We start from the raw sequence: 20,431 nt of genomic DNA on the forward strand, positions 1-20,431 counted from the left end.
GCGGGCCGATGTCTGACAACGCTCCCCGCGGCGTCGCGCCGGGCGCCCTTCGCGAGTCGCAGTCGATCCGGCTCCCGGAAGAGCGGATCGAGGCCCTTCGGGAGTGGGCGGAGGCGGGAACCGGCTTGACCGCCGCCGCCCGCGTCCGCGACCCCGACGGTCGGACCGCGTTCGTGAAGACCTCGTGGTCGGACGGCTGGGTCCTCCCGGGCGGAGCGGTCGAACCGAGCGAGTCGCCGGCGACCGCGGCGGCGCGAGAGGTGCGCGAGGAGACCGGACTGACCGCGCGGGTCGCCGACCCGGTCGTCGTCTTCGAGCAGTCGTACGTCGACGCCGAGCGCGACGCGGTCGCGTTCGAGGCCGAGTACGTCGTCTACGCGGCCCGCGCCGCGGGGCGTATTCCCGACGCCGCCGGTCTCGGAGTCGATCCGGACGAGATCCGCGCCGCGCGGTGGTTCGAGGCGGTTCCGGAGAACCTACACGACGGCGACCTCCTCCGCGCGTACCTCTCAGGAGAGGACCACTAACCGCCCGCTTCCGCTTTCCCCCGCCACCGTCGCGAACAGCGTCCCGTCGGCGGCGGTGACGTAGCTGGCACCGCCGTCGACCCCGTGCTCGAACCGTGTCTCGCCGACGCGGACGGATCGGACCCCGACGCCACCACCGACGTCGACCCCGTGGAGTCGTTCCCCGCCGACGTATATCGTGTCGCCCACGAGCGCCGGCGGCGTCGGTCGAGTGGCGTTTCCGATTCCGGTCCGCCACGCGTGATTTCCGCTCTCGGCATTCAGCGCGTACAGCCCTCCGCCGGAGACCGCGAACACTCCGCCGTGACCGGCCGCTATTCCCCCCTCGACGAACCCGCGAAGACCGGTGCGCCACCGGTGACCCCCGGTCGGGTCGAAACAGCGGACCGACCCGTCCCCATCGCCGACCACCACGTCCCCCGACCCCCGTATCGAATTGCCGTTCGGCCCGCGTGACCCGACGACGGTCGGCGCGGTACGGATCCCGGCGTTGACGGTCCGGTTCCAGCGTACGCGGCCGTCGTGGTCGACCGCGTACAGCTCTCCGCCGGTGGTCGCGGCGTAGACGGTGCCGTACACCGACGCCAGTGCGCGGGCGGCGGGTCCCCGGACGATGCCGTCCAACCGGCGCTCCCACCGCAGTTCCCCCGTCGCGCCGTCGAACGCCCGGAGGTACTCGCCGGCGCCGATCACCACTCGGTGGTCGTCCCCGCGGTCGATCACGAGGGGGGTCGTCTCCCTGAAGACGTACTCGAACCCCCGGCTCCACAGCCGCTCGCCGGTGTCGAGGTCGCGCGCGACCAGCGTGTCCCTCTCCGGGACGTACGCCACGCCGTCCGCGACGGCCGGCGCCCCGGTGTAGCTAAACGCGTCGTTGTCGTCGGGAGCGACGGACCAGCGCCGGCTCAGGTCCTCTCGATCGAACGCGATCACGTCCACGCCGGTGTTCAGGAGAACCGTCCCGGCCGTCACCACCGGATCGCCGGCGGGGATCCCGTCGAACTCGTGCGTGCGATCGACGGTCGGGTCGTCGCGCGGCGCAGTCCCGTTCGGAACCGCTCGCGAGTTCCAGTCGTTGCCGCCACCGCTCGGCCAGCCGTACGTCTCGTCGCTGCCGGGATCGGCGTCGAATCCGGCGAGACAGCCGGCGGTAGCCGTCAGTCCGGCCGCTCCGAGGCCGGAGAGAAACGCGCGTCTGGAGGGCATGTTCGTTCCACGGTTCCGCGGCCGAACCTTTCGGCCTTGCGGTCGTCGGGGCGTCTACCGTCGGCGTGCCGATCGGTCGCCGTACCGGCACGATTTACAACCCGCCTCGCGTCACCCACACCTATGACCGCGGTGGACGACCTGATCGACCGGCTGGAATCGGAGGCGGCGACCGACGCGGACCCGGCGACAACCCCCGACGTGGGGATCATCATGGGGTCGGACTCGGACCTCCCCGTCATGGCGGACGCCTACGAGGCGCTCGACGACCTCGGCTTCGCGGAGCAGACTGACTTTCACGACGCGCCGGACGCGCGGTTCACCTACGAGAGCTACGTCGTCTCCGCGCACCGCACCCCCGAGCTCATGTACGCGTACGGGGAGACGGCGACGGAGCGCGGGCTCGACGTCATCATCGCCGGCGCGGGCGGAAAGTCCGCGGACCTCCCGAACATGACCGCCTCGATCGCCTACCCGGTGCCCGTGATCGGCGTGCCGGTTCAGGAGAAGTCGGTCGACTCCGTCATCGGGATGCCGACCGGGGCGCCGATCGTCGCCGTCGACGCGGGGAAGTCGTACAACGCGGCGCTGTCGGCGGCGCAGGTGCTCGCACGCGAACACGACGAGATCGAGGAGCGCCTGGTCGACCTCCACGACGAGCAGAAGGCGGGCGTCGCGGACGTCTCCGCCGCCCTCCACGACCTTGGGATCGACGGGTTCCGAGATCGGTGAGGAGTGACCGGCGTGGTGGCCGCGCCCGAATACCCGCCCGTTTGTTTATAAATAGTGCCGCGGGGATTCGGCAGACTCGTATAAACCCTCAGTCGCTCAGCGCTACGCCGGTGACGGCAGATCGGTCAAGAACCTCTCCAAGGCCTCTGGCGTTTATTTATAAATGGTAAACCGGAGGTCAACGGCGAACACCGCTAAAGCCCCAGTCGCGAGGCGGACGCACGCTCGCTGCGCTCTTCAGTCGCTCGCGTTGCTCGCTCCTTCCAGTGCTTACTTCGCCTGCGTCCGCCTCGCGACTGCCCCGTTGAGTCCCGCCCCGCACCGCACAGCACCACCGGAAGACGGTCCTGCTCGCTCGCTCCGCTCGCTGCGCGGGCTGCGACTTCCGTGCTCCCGCTCGCTCCCTCCGGTCGCTCGCGGGACCGCAGCCTCACGCCTCCCCAGCCTCGTCGGGCGCGTCCTGCGGGCTCCCTCCGGTCGCCCTCGGAGCGCCCGACTCCCTCGCGCGTGCGACATCGCGCCCTGCGGGCGCTCGTCGGCACGCGCCGACCGCACCGGCGCTCATTTATAAATGAACATCGTTCCGCGCGCCCCAAAATCGGTGCGCTTCCGTCGACTCGCCCTCCGATCCGGATCGAGTGTTCTCACTCACTTCGCCGGCGCTTCGACCGCGAACGGGCAATACCGGCCCGCACGCACGCGGACGCACAAGACTCAACGCTTATGAGGGGGCGGTCCAAACGCCAGCACGTTACGGAGACCTATATGAGCGATTGGATAGCGATTGGCGCCTTGGCGGTCGTCGGCCTGCTCATCCCGATAGCGATGATGACAGTGTCGGCGTTGCTCCGTCCGAGCGTGCCTGAGACCGGTAAAAGTACCACCTACGAGTCCGGCGAGACCCCGACGGGCGGGACGCGGATCCGGTTCAACATCCAGTACTACATGGTCGCGTTGTTGTTCGTCGTGTTCGACATCGAGACCGTGTTGCTGTTCCCGTGGGCGGTCATCTATCGCCCGGCCGTTCAGGCCGGCGTGCCGATGGCCGACCTGCTGTGGCCGATGTTGGCGTTCGTCGGAATCCTCGCGGTCGGACTCGTCTGGGCGTGGCGGTCGGGGGCGATCAGCTGGGCTCGCAGCCCCCGCGCGACCAGCAGAAAGACGACGGAGGACATCAACTAATGAGCAGCGATCAACCGTTTATCACCGACGATTCGCAAGTCGTAACCGAGACTCGAGACGCCCGGATGACCGGGCAGGGGGACCGGTTCAACTCCCGCCTGCGTGAGGCGTTCGGCTCCTCGCCGTTCATCCTCACCAAGTTCGACAAGTTCCTGAACTGGTGTCGGGGCTCCTCGATGTTCATGCTGCAGTTCGGCATCGCCTGCTGCAGCATCGAGATGATGCACACCTACGCGGTGAAACACGACCTCGACCGCTTCGGGTCGGGCGTCCCCCGCGCCTCGCCGCGGCAGGCCGACGTGATGATCGTCCCCGGGACGATCGTCTCGAAGTTCGCCCCGCGGATGAAGCGCGTCTACGACCAGATGCCCGAGCCGAAGTTCGTCGTCGGCATGGGCTCGTGTACCATCTCCGGCGGCCCGTTCCAGGAGGGATACAACGTGATCAAGGGCGCCGAGGAGGTCATCCCGATCGACATCCACGTCCCCGGCTGCCCGCCCCGCCCCGAGGCGCTCGTGTACGGCGTCGTGAAGCTCCAGGAGCGCGTCGCCAACGGCGAGGCCGCGCCCGTCACCGTCAAGCCGTACGAGCTGGAGGAGTTCTCGGACCTCGAACGCGACGAACTCGTCGAGAAGCTGACCGACCAGATCGACGACGACGAGCTCGTCATGCGGTACAACTTCGCTGATTCGCCATGAGCCTCGAACGACCGGACACCGTCGACGACGACGCCGTCGAGCGCACGCCCGACGAGCTGGAGGCGCTGCTCGGCGACCTCGTCGTCGACCGCGACGACCACCTGAACGCGCCCGGCTTCGTCATCCGCCCGGACACCGTTCAGGAGACGCTTCGGACCCTGAAAGAGCAGGCGGGGTACGACCACCTCTCGGTCGTCTCCGCACAGGAGTACGAGAACCGCTACGAGTCGATCTACCACCTGAAGAAGTACGACGATCCGACCCAGGAGGTCAGTATCGTCGTCCCCGCGGACAAGGACGACCCCGTCTCCGAGTCCGCCGAGCCCGTCTTCCGCACGGCCGACTGGCACGAGCGGGAGGCGTACGACCTGATCGGGATCGAGTACGACGACCACCCCGACCTGCGCCGGATCCTGCTGCCGGAGACCTGGCAGGGCCACCCCCTGTCGATGGACTACGACAAGGACCGGCCGCAGATCGCCACGCTGCCGGAGCACGCGAACCCGCTCGAGGACCACCACAAGGACGCCGAGTCCGACACGATGTTCCTCAACATCGGGCCGCACCACCCGGCGACCCACGGCGTCCTCCACCTGAAGACGGTCCTCGACGGCGAACAGGTCGCCGACGTCGAGCCCGACATCGGCTACCTCCACCGCAGCGAGGAGCAGATGGCACAGTCCGGCACGTACCGCCACCAGATCATGCCGTACCCGGACCGCTGGGACTACATCTCGGCGGGGCTGCTCAACGAATGGGCGTACGCCCGCGCGGCGGAGGACCTCGCGGACATCGAGGTGCCCGAATACGCGCAGGTCATCCGGACGATGGGCGCGGAGATGTGCCGGATCGCCGCGCACATGCTCGCGCTCGCCACGTTCGCGCTCGACATCAACGGCGACTTCACGGCGACGTTCATGTACGCCATCAACGACCGCGAGCGCGTCCAGAACCTCCTCGAGGATCTGACGGGCCAGCGGCTGATGTTCAACTACTTCCGGCTCGGCGGGGTCGTTTGGGACCTGCCCGAGCCCCGCGAGGAGTTCTTCTCGGACACCCGCGACTTCCTCGACCAGCTCCCGGAGTCGATCGAGGAGTACCACAACCTGATCACCTCGAACGAGATATTCCAGATGCGGACGATCGACACCGGCATCCTCCCGCCGGAGGTCGCGAAGAACTACGGCGCGACGGGGCCCGTCGCCCGCGGCTCCGGGGTCGACTACGACCTGCGCCGCGACGACCCGTACGGCTACTACGACGAGCTCGATTGGGACGTCGTCACCGAGGACGGCTGCGACAACTTCAGCCGCCTTCTCGTCCGGATGCGCGAGGTCGAGGAGTCCGCGAAGATCATCGAGCAGTGCGTCGACCTGCTCGAAGACTGGCCCGAAGACGAGCGGAACATCCAGGCGAACGTGCCGCGCACGCTCCGCCCGGACGACGACACGGAGATCTACCGCGCCGTCGAGGGCGCCAAGGGCGAACTCGGCATCTACATCCGCGCGGACGGGACGGACAAGCCGGCCCGGTTCAAGATCCGATCGCCGTGCTTCTCGAACCTCCAGACGCTGCCGGAGATGGCGAACGGGGAGTACATTCCCGACGTCATCGCCGCGCTCGGTAGCCTCGACGTCGTTCTCGGGGAGGTGGACCGCTGATGGGCACGGCGCCCGCGCAGCTGTTCCCCGAGTTCATCGTCGATACCCTCGGGCTCGACAGCGTCATCGGCGAGGTCGCGGCATCGCTCGTCGCCGCGTTCGTCGTCGGGAACATCATCCTCGCGTTCACGGGCGTCGCTGGCCCGTGGGCGAAACGGAAGATCACGGCCGCGTTCACCGACCGGATCGCGGTCGACCGGATCGGCCCCTACGGACTGTTAATCATCCCGGCGGCCGCGGTCCAGCTCCTCGCGAAGGAGCTCATCATCCCCGAGGGCGTCGACCGCCCATCGTGGGACATCGCGCCGATCCTCCTGCCGGCGTCGGCGCTGCTCGGCTTCTCCGTCATCCCGATGGGGCAGCTCGGGCCGATCAACCTCCAGCTCGCGGACCCCGAGGTCGGGTTCGCGTTGGTGTTCGCGTTCGCGTCGATCGCGTCCGTCTCGCTGGTGATGGCCGGCTACGCGTCGAACAACAAGTACTCGCTGCTCGGCGGGCTCCGCGCGGTCGCGCAGAACCTCGCGTACGAGATCCCGCTCATCGTCACGGCGATGTCGGTCGTGATCTTCGCCGGCACCCTCCAGATGAGCGGCATCGTCGGCGCGCAGACGGAGACGCTGGTGGCGGTCGCCGGGGTCTCGATCCCGTCGTGGTACGCGTTCGTGAACCCGTTCGCGTTCGTGCTGTTCCTCACGGCGAACATGGCCGAGATCGGGCGGAACCCGTTCGACATCCCCGAGGCGCCGACGGAGATCGTCGGCGGGTACCAGACGGAGTACTCCTCGGCGTACTTCGTCCTCTTCTACCTCGGGGAGTTCGTCCACATCTTCCTCGGCGGGGCGATCCTCGCCGTGACGTTCCTCGGCGGCGCCTCCGGGCCCGGCCCGGAGAGCATCGGCTTCATCTGGTTCGTGGTGAAGATCTGGGGCTTCTTCCTGTTCACGCAGTGGGCCCGCGCGGCGCTGCCCCGCGTCCGTATCGACCAGCTGATCGAGATCGGCTGGAAGGGAATGCTGGTGCTGTCGTTCGCGAACCTGGTGCTCACGGCCGTAATCGTGGGGGTGATCGCGTAACATGATCGGACTCATGAAATCCATGGCGACGACGATGAAACACGCGCTGGACGGGTCGACGTTCACGGTGGAATACCCGGAGGACGCGCCCGAGGTGAGCCCGCGGTTCCGCGGGGTCCACAAGTTCAGCCAAGAGCGGTGTATCTGGTGCCGCCAGTGCGAGAACGTCTGTCCGAACGACACGATCCAGATCGTTCAGGACGACCAGCGAAACGGCGAGCAGTACAACCTCCACATCGGGCAGTGCATCTACTGCCGGCTCTGCGAGGAGGTCTGCCCCGTCGACGCCATCCTGCTGACGCAGAACTTCGAGTTCACCGCCGACACGAAGGACGACTTCGTGTTCAACAAAGAACAGCTCAAGAACGTCCCGTGGTACAAGGGAATCGACCCGCTGGAGTCCCGCAACCCCGATCGCGGCGCGTGGATCGGGGAGGGCGACGGCGAGGTCGACTACCAGTAGCGGGCACGTCTCGAAATCTTCAAAGGGGTTCTCATAGGAGACAAACACAATGGTTTATCCTACCATCGCGTTCGGGCTGTTCGCCGCGGTCACGCTGGCGTTCGCCCTCGGGGTCGTCCTGGCGCGCGACGTGTTCCACGCCGCGCTGCTTCTGGGCGGAGCCCTCACGAGCGTCGCGGTGCACTACGTGATGCTGCGGGCGGAGTTCATTGCCGCCATGCAGATCCTCGTCTACGTGGGCGGGGTCCTCATCCTAGTCACGTTCGCCGTGATGCTCACGCGATCGGACACAGAAACGGAGGTGAGTAGCGCGTGAGCAACGACGAGAGCCGCGGCTCCCGGATCGCACCCGCGATCGCCGTGGGCGGGCTGTTCGCGGTGTTGGCCGCGACGGTCAACGGGGCGACGTTCGGCTTCGGGGAGGTCGGCTTCCCGGCGGACGCGTCGGTCGTCCACAACATCGGGTACGCCCTCTTCAACCTCGCCGAGTACGAGCTCGGCGCGGTGCCGTCCGAGGGGTTCCTCGCGGCCTTCCTGATCGCCGCGGTCGCGCTCGACGTCGCGGTCGACGGCGCCGTCTACCTGGCGAAGCGCGAGGAGGACGACACGGTCGTCTCCGCGCTCGGGCAGGCGTTGACCGACGGCGGACGCGACGGGGGTGACCGCCGGTGACCGCCGTCGCCGCCTCGATCCCGCCGTCGTGGTACCTGCTGCTGGCGTCGGCCGTGTTCTGTATCGGACTGTTCGGCGTCCTGACGCGGCGGAGCGCGCTCTACTTCCTCATGAGCGTCGAGCTCATGATGAACGCGGCCAACATCAACTTCGTCGCGTTCGCGCTGTACTACGGCGACCTCACGGGGCAGGTGTTCGCGCTGTTCGTCATCGCGCTCGCCGCCGCGGAGGTCGCCATCGGCATCGGCATCATACTCGTGTTATACCGCAACTTCGGCACGACAGACGTGACTGTTCCCGCGGAGATGAGGTGGTAAGATGGTGAACGCATTCGCATACGTTCCGGCGATCGTACTCTTACCGTTCTTCTCGTTCCTGGTCGCGCTCGGCGCGGGCAGGTACCTCCCGAAGGGGGGCGCCTTCGGCGGCATCGCGGCGACGGCCGGCTCGTTCCTGCTATCGATCTGGGTCGCCGCGACCGTCGCGGGCGGGCGGGCGTACAACGAGACGCTGTACTACTGGGCGAGCGAGGGCGGCGCCGGGATCGGCCCGACCGACATCGAGCTCACGTTCGGCGTCCTGATCGACCCGCTGTCGGCGCTCATGCTCGTCATCGTGACGCTCGTCGCCTTGCTCGTCCACGTGTTCTCGCTCGGCTACATGAACGACGAGGGCGAGACAGGCCTGCCGCGCTACTACGCCGGGCTCGGCCTGTTCACGGCGTCGATGCTCGGCTTCGTCGTCGCCGATAACCTGCTCATGGCGTTCATGTTCTTCGAGCTGGTCGGGCTCTGCTCGTACCTGCTCATCGGCTTCCACTTCCGGGAGCCGGGCCCGCCGTCGGCCGCGAAGAAGGCGTTCCTCGTCACCCGCTTCGGGGACTACTTCTTCCTCGTCGGCGTCGTCGCGGTGTTCGCCACCTTCGGCACGGCGCAGTTCGCCGGCCCCGAGTCGTTCCCGGCGCTCGCTGAGGCGGCGCTCGACGGCTCCGGCTCCGTCGCGTGGACGCCCGGCGGCCTCGACCTCGGGACGTGGCTGACGGTCGTCGGCCTGCTCGTCCTGGGCGGCGTCGTCGGCAAGTCCGCGCAGTTCCCGCTTCACACGTGGCTCCCCGACGCGATGGAGGGCCCGACGCCCGTCTCCGCGCTCATCCACGCCGCGACGATGGTCGCGGCCGGCGTCTACCTCGTCGCGCGGATGTACGGCTTCTACGTGCTGACGCCGACGACGATGGCGGTCATCGCCTTCGTCGGCGGCTTCACGGCCCTCTTCGCGGCGACGATGGGCGTGGTGAAAGACGAGCTGAAGCAGGTGCTCGCGTACTCCACCATCTCGCAGTACGGCTACATGATGCTCGCGCTCGGCGCGGGCGGATACGTGGCCGCGGTCTTCCACCTCACAACCCACGCGTTCTTCAAGGCGCTGCTGTTCCTCGGCGCCGGGTCGGTCATCATCGCGATGCACCACAACGAGGACATGTGGGACATGGGCGGGCTCAAGTCGCGGATGCCCGTCACCTACTACACCTTCCTCGCCGGCTCGCTGGCGCTCGCGGGCGTCTTCCCGTTCGCCGGCTTCTGGTCGAAAGACGAGATCCTCTACGAGGCGCTCGTCCACGGCCTCAACGACCCGCTGCTGCTCGGCGGCTACCTGATGGGGCTGCTCGCGGTGCCGGTCACCGCGTTCTACACCTTCCGGATGGTGTTCCTGACCTTCCACGGCGAGCCACGGAGCGACACCGCCCGCGACCCCGAACCCGTCGGCTGGAACGTGAAGGGTCCGCTGACGGTCCTCGGTTCGCTGGCCGTCGTCACCGGGCTCATCAACATGGTTCCGGTCAAGAAGGTACTCGGGATCAAGGGGATCGACGTGCTACACCGCTGGCTCGACAACGAGTGGGGCGGCATCGAGGGGCTCTCCTCGCACCACTACGCGGACATCGGTCCGTACAGCAGCGCGTACCTCGTCGGCGGTGAGGTCGGAACCGTCCTCGTCGGCGCGGCCGTCTCGCTCGGCCTCGCGCTGCTCGGACTCGGACTCGCCTGGCGGCTCTACGACGTGGCGTCGCCGACGGAACACACCGCCAAACTCGGCGGGGTCAAAGACGTGCTGTACAACAACTACTACCTCGACGAACTGCAGGTCTGGCTCGCGTATCGAACGGAAGACGTCGCGGGCGGCGCGAACACCTTCGACCAGGGGATCATCGACGGCGTCGTGAACGGCGTCTCGTCGGTGAGCCTGACCGGCGGCGGCCGGATCCGGAAGCTCCAGTCGGGGGTCGTCTCCCAGTACGCCGCGCTGCTGACCTTCGGACTGGTCGCGCTGTTGCTCGTGCTCGGCGCGACCGGGGGGTGGTTCCTGTGATACTCGAAGCGCTCATGGCGGCCGCGTTCGTTGGCGCGCTGACGGTGTTCCTCGCGCCCGACGAGTGGGCCGGCCGGCTGGCGTTCGCGATCAGCCTGATTCCGTTCGTCGGCAGCCTCTACCTCTGGTCCGGCTTCGAGGCCGGCGGCAACGCGCTGCTCGGCGGCGAGATCGCGTACGCGACGCAGATAGAGTGGCTCGAAGTGGGCGGCCGCAGCGTCTCGTGGTTCGTCGGGCTCGACGGCATCAGCCTCCCGCTGTTCGTGCTCACGACGTTCCTCGTGCCGCTGGCGATCCTCAGCGCGTGGACGCCCGTCGACACGCGACAGAGCCAGTTCTACGGGCTCATGCTGTTCATGGAGGCGAACCTGCTCGGCGTGTTCGCCGCGCTCGACTTCTTCCTCTGGTTCGTCTTCTGGGAGGCCGTGCTGGTCCCGATGTACTTCCTCATCGGGATCTGGGGCGGTCCGCGCCGCAAGTACGCCGCGATCAAGTTCTTCGTCTACACGAACGCGGCGTCGCTGCTGATGTTCATCGGGTTCATGAGCCTCGTGTTCGCGCTCGGCGGCTCGGTGTCGTCGTTCGCGCTGCCCGAGATCGCACAGGCGATCGCCGCCGGCGGCCTGGGGACGTGGTTCGGCATCCCGCCGGACCGGATCGCGATGGTGGCGTTCCTCGCGATGTTCCTCGGGTTCGCGGTGAAGGTCCCGATCGTGCCGTTCCACACGTGGCTCCCGGACGCCCACGTTCAGGCGCCGACGCCCGCGTCGGTGCTCCTGGCCGGCGTCCTCCTGAAGATGGGGACGTACGCGCTGCTGCGGTTCAACTTCACGATGCTGCCCGAACAGGCGTCGATGCTCGCGGTCCCGATCGCCGCCATCGCCGTCATCAGCGTCATCTACGGCGCGATGTTGGCGCTGGCACAGAAGGACCTCAAGCGGATCGTCGCCTACTCCTCCGTCTCGTCGATGGGATACGTCATCCTCGGGCTGGTCGTCTTCACCGAGTACGGGATCGGCGGCGCGACGTTCCAGATGGTCGCGCACGGCCTCATCTCGGGGCTGATGTTCATGGCGGTCGGCGTCATCTACAACGCGACCCACACCCGGATGGTCGGCGACATGGCCGGGATGGCCGACCGGATGCCGGTCACCGTCGGCATCCTCGTCGCCGGCGCCTTCGGCTACATGGGGCTGCCCCTGATGGCCGGCTTCGCCGGCGAGTTCTTCATCTTCGTCGGCTCGCTGTCCGCGCCGGCGCTCCCGTACGCCCCGGTGTTCACGGCGCTCGCGATGTTCGGTATCGTCATCGTCGCCGGCTACCTGCTGTCGGCGATGCAGAGCACGCTGTTCGGGCCGTTCGAACTGGAAACCGACTACGAGGTCGGCCCCGCGGCGTTCCACGACGTCGCCCCGCTCGCGGTGCTGCTCGTGGCGATCATCGTGCTGGGCGTCGCGCCCGACATCTTCTTCGAGATGATCCGTGACGCTGCCCTGCCGGTCGTCGAGGGGGTGACCGTCGATGGTTAACGGACTTCCCGCCGTGACGGCGCTGCTGCCGGCGCTGCTCCTGGCGTTCACCGGCCTCGCGCTGCTGTTGGTCGACACGATCCGTCCGGACGCGCGGTCGAACACGTCGATGGCTGTCGTCGGCACGCTCGGCTCGCTCGCCGCGCTGGCGGCCACCGTCTGGCTCACCGCGAGCGGCGGGGTGAGCCCGGACGGCGGCGCGGTGCTCCTGTTCGCCGACGCGATCAAGGTGGACACATTGGCGTTATTCTTCACCGCCATCTTCGCGTCGGTGACCGCGCTGGTGCTGGTCGCGGCGCACGACTACTTCCACGACCACGCCAACCCGGCGGCGTTCTACTCGCTCGTGACGTTCGCCGCGACCGGGATGGCGCTGCTCGCGGCCGCGAACTCGCTCGCGGTCGTGTTCGTCGCCCTGGAGATGGTGTCGCTGCCGTCGTACGTGCTCGTCGCGTACCTCAAGCAGAACCGCGGGAGCGTCGAGGCGGGGCTGAAGTACTTCCTCGTCGGCGCGCTCTCGTCCGCCATCTTCCTGTTCGGCATCTCGCTCGTGTACGCCGCGACCGGCTCGCTCATCCTCGCCGACATCGCGTCGGCGTCGGTCGAGGGGGTCACCGGCGTCCTCGGCGTCGGCGTCGTGATGATGATCGGCGGCGTGGCGTTCAAGACGGCCTCCGTCCCGTTCCACTTCTGGGCGCCGGAGGCGTACGAGGGCGCGCCCGCACCGGTGAGCGCCTTCCTCTCGTCGGCCTCGAAGGCCGCCGGGTTCGTCGTCGCGTTCCGCGTGTTCACCGAGGCGTTCCCGCTGGAGCTGGCGGTCTCGGCGAACGTCGACTGGATGCTCGCGTTCGCGGTCCTCGCGGCCGTCACGATGACGCTCGGTAACTTCGCGGCCGCGGTCCAAGAGGAGGTCAAGCGGATGCTCGCGTACTCCTCCATCGGGCACGCCGGGTACGCGCTCATCGGCGTCGCCGCGCTCACGGTCGACGGGCCCGCGAACGGCACCGTCATGGGCGCCGCGATGGCGCACCTGCTCGTCTACGGGTTCATGAACACCGGCGCGTTCCTCTTCGTCGCGATGGCGGAGCGGTGGGGCGTCGGCCGGACCTTCGCGGACTACGCGGGGCTCTGGCGGCGCGCGCCGGTCGCCTCCGTCGCGATGGCCGTGTTCATGTTCTCGCTCGCGGGGCTCCCGCCGTTCGCCGGGTTCTTCTCGAAGTACTTCCTGTTCCAGGCGGCCATCGACAACGGCTTCCTGTGGCTCGCCGGCCTCGGCGCGATAAACAGCGTCGTCTCGCTGTACTACTACAGCCGGGTCGTGAAGGCGCTGTTCTTGGACGACCCCGAGTCGCCGAGCGCGCTCGACGCGATCGACGTGCGGCCGACGGCGCTGTACGCCGCGGTCGTCTTCGCGGCGGTCGCGACGGTGCTGCTCTTGCCCGGCTTCGGTCCCGTCATCGAGACGGCCGAGGCGGCGGCGTCCGCGCTGTTCTGAGCGTCCGGTCTTTCTTTCTCTTTCGGCGCGTTCGACGCCTACAGCGGCGACTCCCGGCGTGACGGCTCTCGACGCGACGGGGTTCGCTCGGCGAGCCGCGCGCCGCCGACCACAGATACTCATGCGTTCGGCCCCTCCGTGTACTCGTGTCTCGGACCCACACCTATCGGTGTCTGAGCTGTCTCGACGAGGTCGTCACGCGATCGTTCGACACGTCGCACCTCTCGCGGACCTGCCCGAACTGCGGCTCGTTCGAGCGGTTCGCCAACCAGTCGGTCGTCGACCGGTTCGAGTCGTTGGAGGCGTCGCCGCCGGCCGAACTCGACTGGGAGCGGCTGGAGCGACGGGAGAAGCTGGTCGTCGCCGAGCGGCTCGCGCGCACGGAGAGGACGCTCGACGACTTCGACGTGACCGACGCCACCGACGCGGTCGCGGCGGAGTGACCGAGGAGAGCGTTACCGCGCGTACAGCTTGCCGCCGACGAGGTCGGCGAGTCCGACGCCGTCGCCGGGCGTGACGGCCACGTACGGCTGGTCGACCGGCCCGAACACGTCGACGACGCGCCCGACCGTCGAGAGCGACTCGTCGACGACGCTCGCGCCGATCCGGGGGGGCTCGGCGTCGGGGTCGCCGCGGGCGATCGCGAGCCCCCCGGCGGTCCGGACGACAGTGCCGACGCGCCGCACGGTTACTCCCGGAGCACGCCGAGGTACGCGGCGATCGCCTGAACGAGGTCGTTCTTCGCGGTGTCCTCGGTGCCCTTGACCACGACGGATCCGCGGGGTTCGAACTCCCGGGAGTACGTCGCGTCGCGCTCGACGACCGCGTCGTAGCCGACCTGCTGGACGGCCTTCGCGATCTCGTCGACGGTCGGCGCTTCGACCGCCAGGTCCGTCGGGACGCGGCGGCCCTCCGAGCGCGACAGCTCTGCGTCGAAGTAGGCGGGGTAGACGACGTTCTCGACCATACCTGATACCTTCGCGCGCGGCGTAAGGTCGTTTCGGACCGGCGCGCGTCCGACGGCCGCTCAGCCGGTTCGGAACTCGAAGCGGGCCCCGCCGTCCGCGCCGGCGAGCGCGTGGGCGGTCCACCCGTGCGCCTCGGCGATGCGCTCGCTGATGGCGAGCCCGAGCCCCGTGCCCGACTCCTCGGTCGTGAACCCGCTGTCGAACACTCGGTCCGCGTCGTCGGGGAGTCCGGTCCCGTCGTCTTCGACGTAGAACCCCGGGACTTCCTCGCCGTCCTCGTCGCAGAGCGTCCCCGCCCCGACGCGGACCGAGAGCGGGTCCTCGGGGGAGTCGCGGCCGTGTTCGGCGCTGTTGCGGAAGACGTTCTCGAGGAGTTCGCGCAGCCGCGTCCGGTTCGCTTCCAGCGTTCCGTCGGCCTCGACGGTCAGCGTCGCCCCGCCCGTGTCGACGCTGCTCCACGCCTCGCGCGCGACCGCCGCCAGCGAGACGGGGTCCGTCTCGCCCACCGACCGCCCTTCCCTGGCCAGCGACAGAAGATCCTCGACCAGCTCGTCCATCCGGTCGATGGCGTCGGCCGCCCTGTCGAGGTGGTCCACGTCGCCCGTCTCGCGCGCGAGGTCGACGTATCCCTCCGCGACCGACAGCGGGTTCCGGAGGTCGTGGGAGACGATGGAGGCGAACTCGTCGAGCCGCTCGTTCTGCCGCCGGAGCGTCTCCTCGCGCTCGCGTCGGTCGGTGACGTCGGTGTAGATGGCGTAGCCCGCCGCGTTCGCGGCGTCGAGGTGGATCGGGATGACGTGAAGGATGAAGTGACGCGGCCCGTCGGCGGTAATCCGCGTCACCTCCCTGCGGACGTTCTCGCCGCGCTGGAGCTGCTCGTTGAGGTCGTTGGCCTCCGATTCGGCGTCCGGAGGGACGATGTAGTCGTCGACGGACTCGCCGATGACCGCCTCCGGCTCGTACCCGAACGTCGCCTCGAACGCGTCGTTCACCTGGCGGACGATCGGGTCGCCGTCGACGTAGTCGTAGGCGATGGCGGGGTCGGGAACGTTCGTGAACAGCGCGAGCAGCCGGTCCCGTTCGGCCCTGAGCGTCTCGGTGACGTCGATCCGGTCGAGGGTCTCCTCGAGATGGGAGGCGAGCAGCTCCGCCAACCGGCGGTCGGCGTCGTCGAACTCGGCGCCGCTGCCGGTGTCGTCGCTCGCGAGCTGGAAGACGACGTCGTCGCCCACGGGAACGGTGAGCACCGTGTCGAACCGGCTCTCCGGGTTCGGGTTCGGCGCGATCGAGGCGTCGCCGGTCTGAACGGCCCTGCCGGCCACGCCGCTCCCGACGCGGACCCGGTTACAGTCCTCGACGGGCGTCCCGCTGGAGGCGACCACGGGTTCGACCCACTCGCCGTCGCGGACCGCAACCACTCCCTGATATCCGGGAAACACCTGCTCGGCGACCGCGATGGTCGCCCGGTACGCCTCGTCGACCGACCTGACGGCGGCGAGCTCGGTCATCCCGGCGTTGAGCTGTTCGATCCGAGAGGGGGTCCGCGTCGGCGCCGACCGCACGACGGAGCGCCGGTCCCGTGCGAGCAGCCACGACGCCGTCTCTGAAAGCGCCTCGCGCGACCCGGCGACCGCGTCCACGAGCGGGTCGGTCGCGACGCGGCCCGTCGGGTCGTCGACGTACGCGACCACGGCGCCGACGCGGTCGACCGGCCGGACCCGTTCGAGCCCCGCCTCGTCGACGACGACCGTCACGTCGGCCCCGGCGAGGCGGTCGTCGTCGACGCCGTCAGGGGCGGCGGCGAACGTCTCGACCGCACCGCCGTCGTCGGAGTCGCGGCGCTCGGCGCCGAGGTGGGACCCGAGCTCCTCGGCGAGTTCGGGGTCGTCGTTGAGCACGAGGACCGACGCGTGCTCGCCCAACGCGGAGGTCACAATTGTACGTGATAGGCGCCGCGGAGCGTATAAATCCTCGTACCGGTCGGCGAAGCCCGGTGCCGTCGTCCGGTTCCGATCGATCGCGACGTTCGTCGTGTGCCGCGTTCCTGTTTCCCAGGTCCCCCGGCGACCGGTCGCCGTCGCTCCGCCCGAGAATCCCCGTCGAGCCCGTCTCGCGGTGGCGAGCGGCGCCGTCGCGGGCGACGAGCGACCCCGGAACCCTTTTGGAGCAACACGGGCCACGTTCGTGTAATGAGCGATCTCGAAGCGGAGTACCGTCTCGACTACTTCGAGGAGGAGGGGTTCGAGCGCAAGGAGTGCACCTCCTGTGGCGCGCACTTCTGGACCCGCGACGCGGACCGAGAGCTGTGCGGCGAGCCGCCCTGCGAGGACTACAGCTTCATCGACGACCCCGGGTTCCCGGAGGCCCGCTCGCTGTCGGAGATGCGCGAGGCGTTCCTCTCCTTCTTCGAGGAGCACGGCCACGAGCGGATCGACCCGTACCCGGTCGCCGCGAACCGCTGGCGCGACGACGTCCTCCTGACGCAGGCGTCCATCTACGACTTCCAGCCGCTCGTCACGTCGGGGCAGACGCCGCCGCCCGCGAACCCGCTGACCATCTCACAGCCCTGTATTCGGATGCAGGACATCGACAACGTCGGCAAGACGGGTCGCCACACGATGGCGTTCGAGATGATGGCCCACCACGCGTTCAACACGCGCGAGGAGGTCGAGGAGGACGAGTACGCCTACCACGGCGAGGTGTACTGGAAAGACGAGACGGTCCGGTACTGCGACGAGCTGTTCGAGAGCCTCGGGGCGGACCTCGAGGAGATAACCTACATCGAGGACCCGTGGGTCGGCGGCGGCAACGCCGGCCCGGCCATCGAGGTCATTTATAAAGGCGCCGAGCTGGCGACGCTCGTCTTCATGTGTATGGAGCAGGACCCGGACGGCGACTACGAGATGAAGGACGGGAACACGTACTCGTTCATGGACACGTACATCGTCGACACCGGGTACGGGCTCGAACGGTGGACGTGGATGAGCCAGGGGACCGCGACGGTGTACGAGGCCGTCTACCCCGACGCGATCGACTTCCTGAAGGACAACGCCGGGATCGAACACACCGAGGCGGAACGCGAGATCGTCCACCGCGCCGCGAAGCTCTCCGGGCGGCTCGACATCGACGACGTCGACGACGTGGAGGCCGCCCGCGGCGAGATCGCCGACCGGCTCGACGTCGACGTCGACCGGCTGCGCGAGCTGGTCGAACCCTTGGAGTCTATCTACGCGATCGCCGACCACTCGCGGACGCTCGCGTACATGTTCGGCGACGAGATCGTCCCGTCGAACGTCGGCACGGGCTACCTCGCCCGGATGGTGTTACGGCGGATGAAGCGGCTCGTCGACGAGGTCGGCGTCGACGCCCCCCTCGACGAGCTCGTCGACATGCAGGCCGATCGGCTCGGCTACGAGAACCGCGACACGATCCGCGAGATCGTCCGCAGCGAAGAGCGGAAGTACGAGCGGACGCTGGAGCGGGGCGCCCGCAAGGTCGAACAGCTCGCCGACGAGTACGCCGGTACCGGCGAACCGATCCCGACCGAAGAGCTGCTGGAGCTGTACGACTCCCACGGGATCCAGCCCGATATGGTCGCCGACATCGCCGACGACCGCGGCGCGAGCGTCGACGTGCCCGACGACTTCTACGCGCTCGTCGCCGACCGCCACGAGGAGGGCGACGCCGTGGCGGCGGCCGACGAGCGCGACGAGCGGCTCGCCGACCTCCCCGAGACGGAGAAGCTGTTCTACGACGACCAGGGGCGCACGGAGTTCGAGGCGGTCGTCCTCGACGTGGTCGACGCCGAGGAGGGGTACGACGTCGTGTTGGACCAGACCATGTTCTACCCCGAAGGCGGCGGCCAACCGGCCGACAGGGGCCAGCTCACGGTCGGCGAGACCACCGTCGACGTCACCGACGTTCAGGAGGCAGACGGCGTCGTCCTCCACCGCACGGACGCGGACCCCGGGAAAGGCGAGTTCGTCCGCGGGCAGGTCGACGGCGACCGCCGCGAGCGGCTCCGCGCGCACCACACCGCGACCCACCTGATCGGTCACGCCGCCCGCGAGGTCCTCGGCGACCACGTCCGGCAGGCGGGTGCCCAGAAGGGGACCGACTCCGCGCGGCTCGACGTGCGTCACTTCGAGCGCATCACCCGCGAGGACGTGAAGACGATCGAGCGCGTCGCCAACGAGTTGGTCCGCGACGACGTGCCGGTGCGTCAGGAGTGGCCCGACCGCAACGAGGCGGAGGCGGAACACGGCTTCGACCTGTATCAGGGCGGCGTCCCGCCGGGAACGAACGTCCGGCTGATCCACGTCGGCGACGCGGACGTCCAGGCCTGCGCGGGCACCCACGTCGACCGGACCGGCGAGATCGGCGCCGTGAAGGTGCTGAAGACGGAGCCGGTTCAGGACGGGGTCGAGCGGATCGTATTCGCCGCGGGCGCCGCGGCGGTCGAGTCGACCCAGCGCACCGAGGACGCGTTATACGACGCCGCCGACGTGTTGGACGTCGACCCGCTCGACGTGCCCGAGACGGCGGAGCGCTTCTTCGAGGAGTGGAAGGCGCGGGGCAAGGAGATCGAGTCGCTCAAGGAGGAGCTCGCGACCGCGCGCGCCTCCGGCGGCGCCGACGCGGAAGAGGTCGAGGTCGCCGGAACCGCCGCGGTGATCCAGCGGCTCGACGGGGACGCCGACGAGCTCCGCGCGACCGCGAACGCCCACGTCGACGACGGGAAGGTCGCCGTGATCGGCAGCGGCGCCGACGGCTCCGCGAGCTTCGTCGTCGGCGTCCCCGACGGCGTCGACGTGAACGCCGGGCAGGTCGTCTCGGAGCTCGCCGGGCGCGTCGGCGGCGGCGGCGGCGGCCCGCCGGACTTCGCGCAGGGAGGCGGCCCGGACGCGGACGCGCTCGACGACGCGCTCGCGGCGGCGCCGGACGTCCTTCGCAGCCTCCAGGAGGCATAGTCCCTTCCCCGCGAGCTCGAGATGCCCTACGCGACCAACGCCGGCACCGAGATCCGGTACGAGGTGGACGCCCCCGACGCGGGCGACCCCGACGAGGCGGTCGTCTTCTGCGGCGACGTCGGGCTCGGCGCCTGGCAGTTCGGCTGGCAGCACGCCGCGCTTGCGGGGCCGCACACGGTGATCACGCCCGAGACGCGCGGCGTCGGCCGGTCGGACGCCCCGCCCGGTCCCTACCGGATCGAGTCGCTCGCCGCCGACCTCGACGCGGTCTGCGCGGCCGAGGGGATCCGGAACGCCCACCTCGTCGGCTACGGCCTCGGCGGGATGGTCGCCCTCACCGCCGCGCGGACCGCCTCCCGGCCGGCGAGCGTCGCCGTGGTGGGAACGCCCCCCGCGGGCGACGCGTTCAACCCCGACGGCGTCTGGGCCGACCCGGCCGACCCGGCCGCGGTCGAGGGGTCGCTCTCCGGGCTGCTCTCGCCCGACTTCCGCGAGGCGCATCCGGACGCGCTCTCGCGGATCGCGGAGTGGCGCCTCGCGGAGGACGCCGACCGCGAGGCGTACGAGGCGCATCGCGCCGCGGTCGAGGGGTTCGACCTGACCGACGGGCTGTTCGAGGTCACCACGCCGACCCTCGTCGTCCACGGGAGCGACGACACGGTCTGTCCGGTCACGGCCGGCGAGACGCTCGCCGAGGGGCTCCCGCGCGGCGAGTTCCACGCGGTCGAGGGCGCCCGGCACCTCGTCGGCGTCGAGGCGTCGGCGGCGGTCAACGACCTGCTCTCGGGCTGGCTCGCCGAGCACGCGGCCGACCGGTTCGAGTAGCGCCGGCGTACCCCGGCGGGCGGACGCCGCGGTTCGAGCGGCGCCCACGCGTCCGCGTCGTCG

At 69.2% G+C, this 20,431-nt stretch carries 20 protein-coding genes; 16 read left to right on the forward strand and 4 right to left on the reverse strand.

The annotated features are described in order from the left end of the window. Nucleotides 1-8: 8 nt before the first annotated feature. Nucleotides 9-527, forward strand: coding sequence for an NUDIX hydrolase (locus C470_RS05120; RefSeq protein WP_008365734.1), 519 nt, complete (start codon nt 9-11; stop codon nt 525-527). Here C470_RS05120 and C470_RS05125 read toward each other — a convergent pair. After that, complete coding sequence (locus C470_RS05125) at nt 510-1,733, reverse strand: PQQ-binding-like beta-propeller repeat protein (protein WP_008365736.1); 1,224 nt, start codon at nt 1,731-1,733, stop codon at nt 510-512. The two genes, C470_RS05120 and C470_RS05125, sit on opposite strands and share 18 nt — an antisense overlap. A 123-nt stretch (nt 1,734-1,856) precedes the next feature. On the opposite strand from C470_RS05125, the gene purE reads away from it, so the two are divergent. The 13 genes from purE to C470_RS05190 all read left to right on the forward strand — a co-directional run bounded on the left by purE (nt 1,857) and on the right by C470_RS05190 (nt 14,048). Next, nucleotides 1,857-2,465, forward strand: a complete 609-nt coding sequence (gene purE / locus C470_RS05130; RefSeq protein ID WP_008365738.1) for a 5-(carboxyamino)imidazole ribonucleotide mutase — start codon at nt 1,857-1,859, stop codon at nt 2,463-2,465. Nucleotides 2,466-3,230: 765 nt separating this feature from the next. Next, nucleotides 3,231-3,647, forward strand: a complete 417-nt coding sequence (locus tag C470_RS05135) for an NADH-quinone oxidoreductase subunit A (RefSeq protein ID WP_004596397.1) — start codon at nt 3,231-3,233, stop codon at nt 3,645-3,647. Continuing rightward, nucleotides 3,647-4,345: an NADH-quinone oxidoreductase subunit B gene (locus C470_RS05140; RefSeq protein WP_007346121.1), complete on the forward strand. Its 699-nt coding sequence runs from the start codon at nt 3,647-3,649 to the stop codon at nt 4,343-4,345. Before C470_RS05135 ends, C470_RS05140 begins: the two co-directional genes overlap by 1 nt. Further along, on the forward strand, nt 4,342-6,006 hold the full coding sequence (locus C470_RS05145; RefSeq protein WP_008365741.1) for an NADH-quinone oxidoreductase subunit D: 1,665 nt from the start codon (nt 4,342-4,344) through the stop codon (nt 6,004-6,006). The genes C470_RS05140 and C470_RS05145 overlap by 4 nt, the downstream gene beginning before the upstream one ends. Beyond that, complete coding sequence (locus C470_RS05150) at nt 6,006-7,079, forward strand: complex I subunit 1/NuoH family protein (protein WP_004596400.1); 1,074 nt, start codon at nt 6,006-6,008, stop codon at nt 7,077-7,079. The genes C470_RS05145 and C470_RS05150 overlap by 1 nt, the downstream gene beginning before the upstream one ends. A gap of 1 nt (nt 7,080) precedes the next feature. Next, the gene (locus tag C470_RS05155; protein ID WP_004596401.1) at nt 7,081-7,542 is read left to right on the forward strand and encodes a NuoI/complex I 23 kDa subunit family protein; all 462 of its coding nucleotides are present in this window, start codon (nt 7,081-7,083) and stop codon (nt 7,540-7,542) included. Between the two features lie 49 nt (nt 7,543-7,591). Then, nucleotides 7,592-7,858: an NADH-quinone oxidoreductase subunit J gene (locus C470_RS05160; protein ID WP_004596402.1), complete on the forward strand. Its 267-nt coding sequence runs from the start codon at nt 7,592-7,594 to the stop codon at nt 7,856-7,858. Next, entirely contained in the window at nt 7,855-8,214 is a 360-nt protein-coding gene (locus tag C470_RS05165; protein ID WP_004596403.1) for a hypothetical protein, read from the forward strand. Before C470_RS05160 ends, C470_RS05165 begins: the two co-directional genes overlap by 4 nt. Beyond that, nucleotides 8,211-8,531, forward strand: a complete 321-nt coding sequence (gene nuoK, locus C470_RS05170; protein WP_004596404.1) for an NADH-quinone oxidoreductase subunit NuoK — start codon at nt 8,211-8,213, stop codon at nt 8,529-8,531. The genes C470_RS05165 and nuoK overlap by 4 nt, the downstream gene beginning before the upstream one ends. A gap of 1 nt (nt 8,532) precedes the next feature. Beyond that, nucleotides 8,533-10,581: an NADH-quinone oxidoreductase subunit L gene (gene nuoL / locus C470_RS05175; protein WP_008365744.1), complete on the forward strand. Its 2,049-nt coding sequence runs from the start codon at nt 8,533-8,535 to the stop codon at nt 10,579-10,581. Nucleotides 10,582-10,595: 14 nt separating this feature from the next. Next, on the forward strand, nt 10,596-12,110 hold the full coding sequence (locus C470_RS05180) for a complex I subunit 4 family protein (protein ID WP_008365746.1): 1,515 nt from the start codon (nt 10,596-10,598) through the stop codon (nt 12,108-12,110). Next, nucleotides 12,103-13,605: an NADH-quinone oxidoreductase subunit N gene (locus C470_RS05185; protein ID WP_049908599.1), complete on the forward strand. Its 1,503-nt coding sequence runs from the start codon at nt 12,103-12,105 to the stop codon at nt 13,603-13,605. Before C470_RS05180 ends, C470_RS05185 begins: the two co-directional genes overlap by 8 nt. Nucleotides 13,606-13,751: 146 nt before the next feature. Beyond that, entirely contained in the window at nt 13,752-14,048 is a 297-nt protein-coding gene (locus tag C470_RS05190; protein ID WP_004596408.1) for a hypothetical protein, read from the forward strand. 12 nt (nt 14,049-14,060) lie between these two features. Here C470_RS05190 and C470_RS05195 read toward each other — a convergent pair whose 3' ends face one another. From C470_RS05195 to C470_RS05205, 3 genes are read right to left on the reverse strand one after another with little or no spacing between them, the layout of a single operon-like run. Next, nucleotides 14,061-14,291, reverse strand: coding sequence for an H/ACA ribonucleoprotein complex subunit GAR1 (locus tag C470_RS05195; RefSeq protein WP_004596409.1), 231 nt, complete (start codon nt 14,289-14,291; stop codon nt 14,061-14,063). A 2-nt stretch (nt 14,292-14,293) separates the two neighbouring features. Then, a complete protein-coding gene (srp19, locus tag C470_RS05200; protein WP_004596410.1) occupies nt 14,294-14,572 on the reverse strand; it encodes a signal recognition particle subunit SRP19 in 279 nt (92 codons plus the stop codon). 60 nt (nt 14,573-14,632) lie between these two features. Continuing rightward, nucleotides 14,633-16,507: a PAS domain S-box protein gene (locus C470_RS05205; RefSeq protein WP_008365750.1), complete on the reverse strand. Its 1,875-nt coding sequence runs from the start codon at nt 16,505-16,507 to the stop codon at nt 14,633-14,635. A 255-nt stretch (nt 16,508-16,762) separates the two neighbouring features. Here C470_RS05205 and alaS point away from each other — a divergent pair, with 255 nt between their 5' ends. Both alaS and C470_RS05215 read left to right on the forward strand, forming a co-directional pair. Then, on the forward strand, nt 16,763-19,543 hold the full coding sequence (alaS, locus tag C470_RS05210; protein WP_008365751.1) for an alanine--tRNA ligase: 2,781 nt from the start codon (nt 16,763-16,765) through the stop codon (nt 19,541-19,543). A gap of 21 nt (nt 19,544-19,564) precedes the next feature. Next, nucleotides 19,565-20,368 (forward strand): alpha/beta fold hydrolase, encoded by an 804-nt coding sequence (locus C470_RS05215; protein ID WP_007994420.1) that lies wholly within the window; start codon nt 19,565-19,567, stop codon nt 20,366-20,368. Nucleotides 20,369-20,431 lie beyond the last annotated feature (63 nt).

Origin of the sequence: Halorubrum distributum JCM 13561 (assembly GCF_000337395.1) — an archaeon.
GTDB classification, from domain to species: Archaea; Halobacteriota; Halobacteria; order Halobacteriales; family Haloferacaceae; genus Halorubrum; species Halorubrum distributum.

Bases quoted from the DNA above. Each gene is read 5' to 3' on its own strand.
- C470_RS05145 (WP_008365741.1), top strand. From the start codon at position 4,342: ATGAGCCTCGAACGACCGGACACCGTCGACGACGACGCCGTCGAGCGC.
- purE (WP_008365738.1), top strand. From the start codon at position 1,857: ATGACCGCGGTGGACGACCTGATCGACCGGCTGGAATCGGAGGCGGCG.
- C470_RS05125 (WP_008365736.1), bottom strand. From the start codon at position 1,733: ATGCCCTCCAGACGCGCGTTTCTCTCCGGCCTCGGAGCGGCCGGACTG.
- alaS (WP_008365751.1), top strand. From the start codon at position 16,763: ATGAGCGATCTCGAAGCGGAGTACCGTCTCGACTACTTCGAGGAGGAG.
- C470_RS05150 (WP_004596400.1), top strand. From the start codon at position 6,006: ATGGGCACGGCGCCCGCGCAGCTGTTCCCCGAGTTCATCGTCGATACC.
- C470_RS05155 (WP_004596401.1), top strand. From the start codon at position 7,081: ATGATCGGACTCATGAAATCCATGGCGACGACGATGAAACACGCGCTG.
- C470_RS05160 (WP_004596402.1), top strand. From the start codon at position 7,592: ATGGTTTATCCTACCATCGCGTTCGGGCTGTTCGCCGCGGTCACGCTG.
- nuoL (WP_008365744.1), top strand. From the start codon at position 8,533: ATGGTGAACGCATTCGCATACGTTCCGGCGATCGTACTCTTACCGTTC.
- C470_RS05185 (WP_049908599.1), top strand. From the start codon at position 12,103: ATGGTTAACGGACTTCCCGCCGTGACGGCGCTGCTGCCGGCGCTGCTC.
- C470_RS05140 (WP_007346121.1), top strand. From the start codon at position 3,647: ATGAGCAGCGATCAACCGTTTATCACCGACGATTCGCAAGTCGTAACC.
- C470_RS05120 (WP_008365734.1), top strand. From the start codon at position 9: ATGTCTGACAACGCTCCCCGCGGCGTCGCGCCGGGCGCCCTTCGCGAG.
- srp19 (WP_004596410.1), bottom strand. From the start codon at position 14,572: ATGGTCGAGAACGTCGTCTACCCCGCCTACTTCGACGCAGAGCTGTCG.
- C470_RS05135 (WP_004596397.1), top strand. From the start codon at position 3,231: ATGAGCGATTGGATAGCGATTGGCGCCTTGGCGGTCGTCGGCCTGCTC.
- C470_RS05180 (WP_008365746.1), top strand. From the start codon at position 10,596: ATGGCGGCCGCGTTCGTTGGCGCGCTGACGGTGTTCCTCGCGCCCGAC.
- C470_RS05215 (WP_007994420.1), top strand. From the start codon at position 19,565: ATGCCCTACGCGACCAACGCCGGCACCGAGATCCGGTACGAGGTGGAC.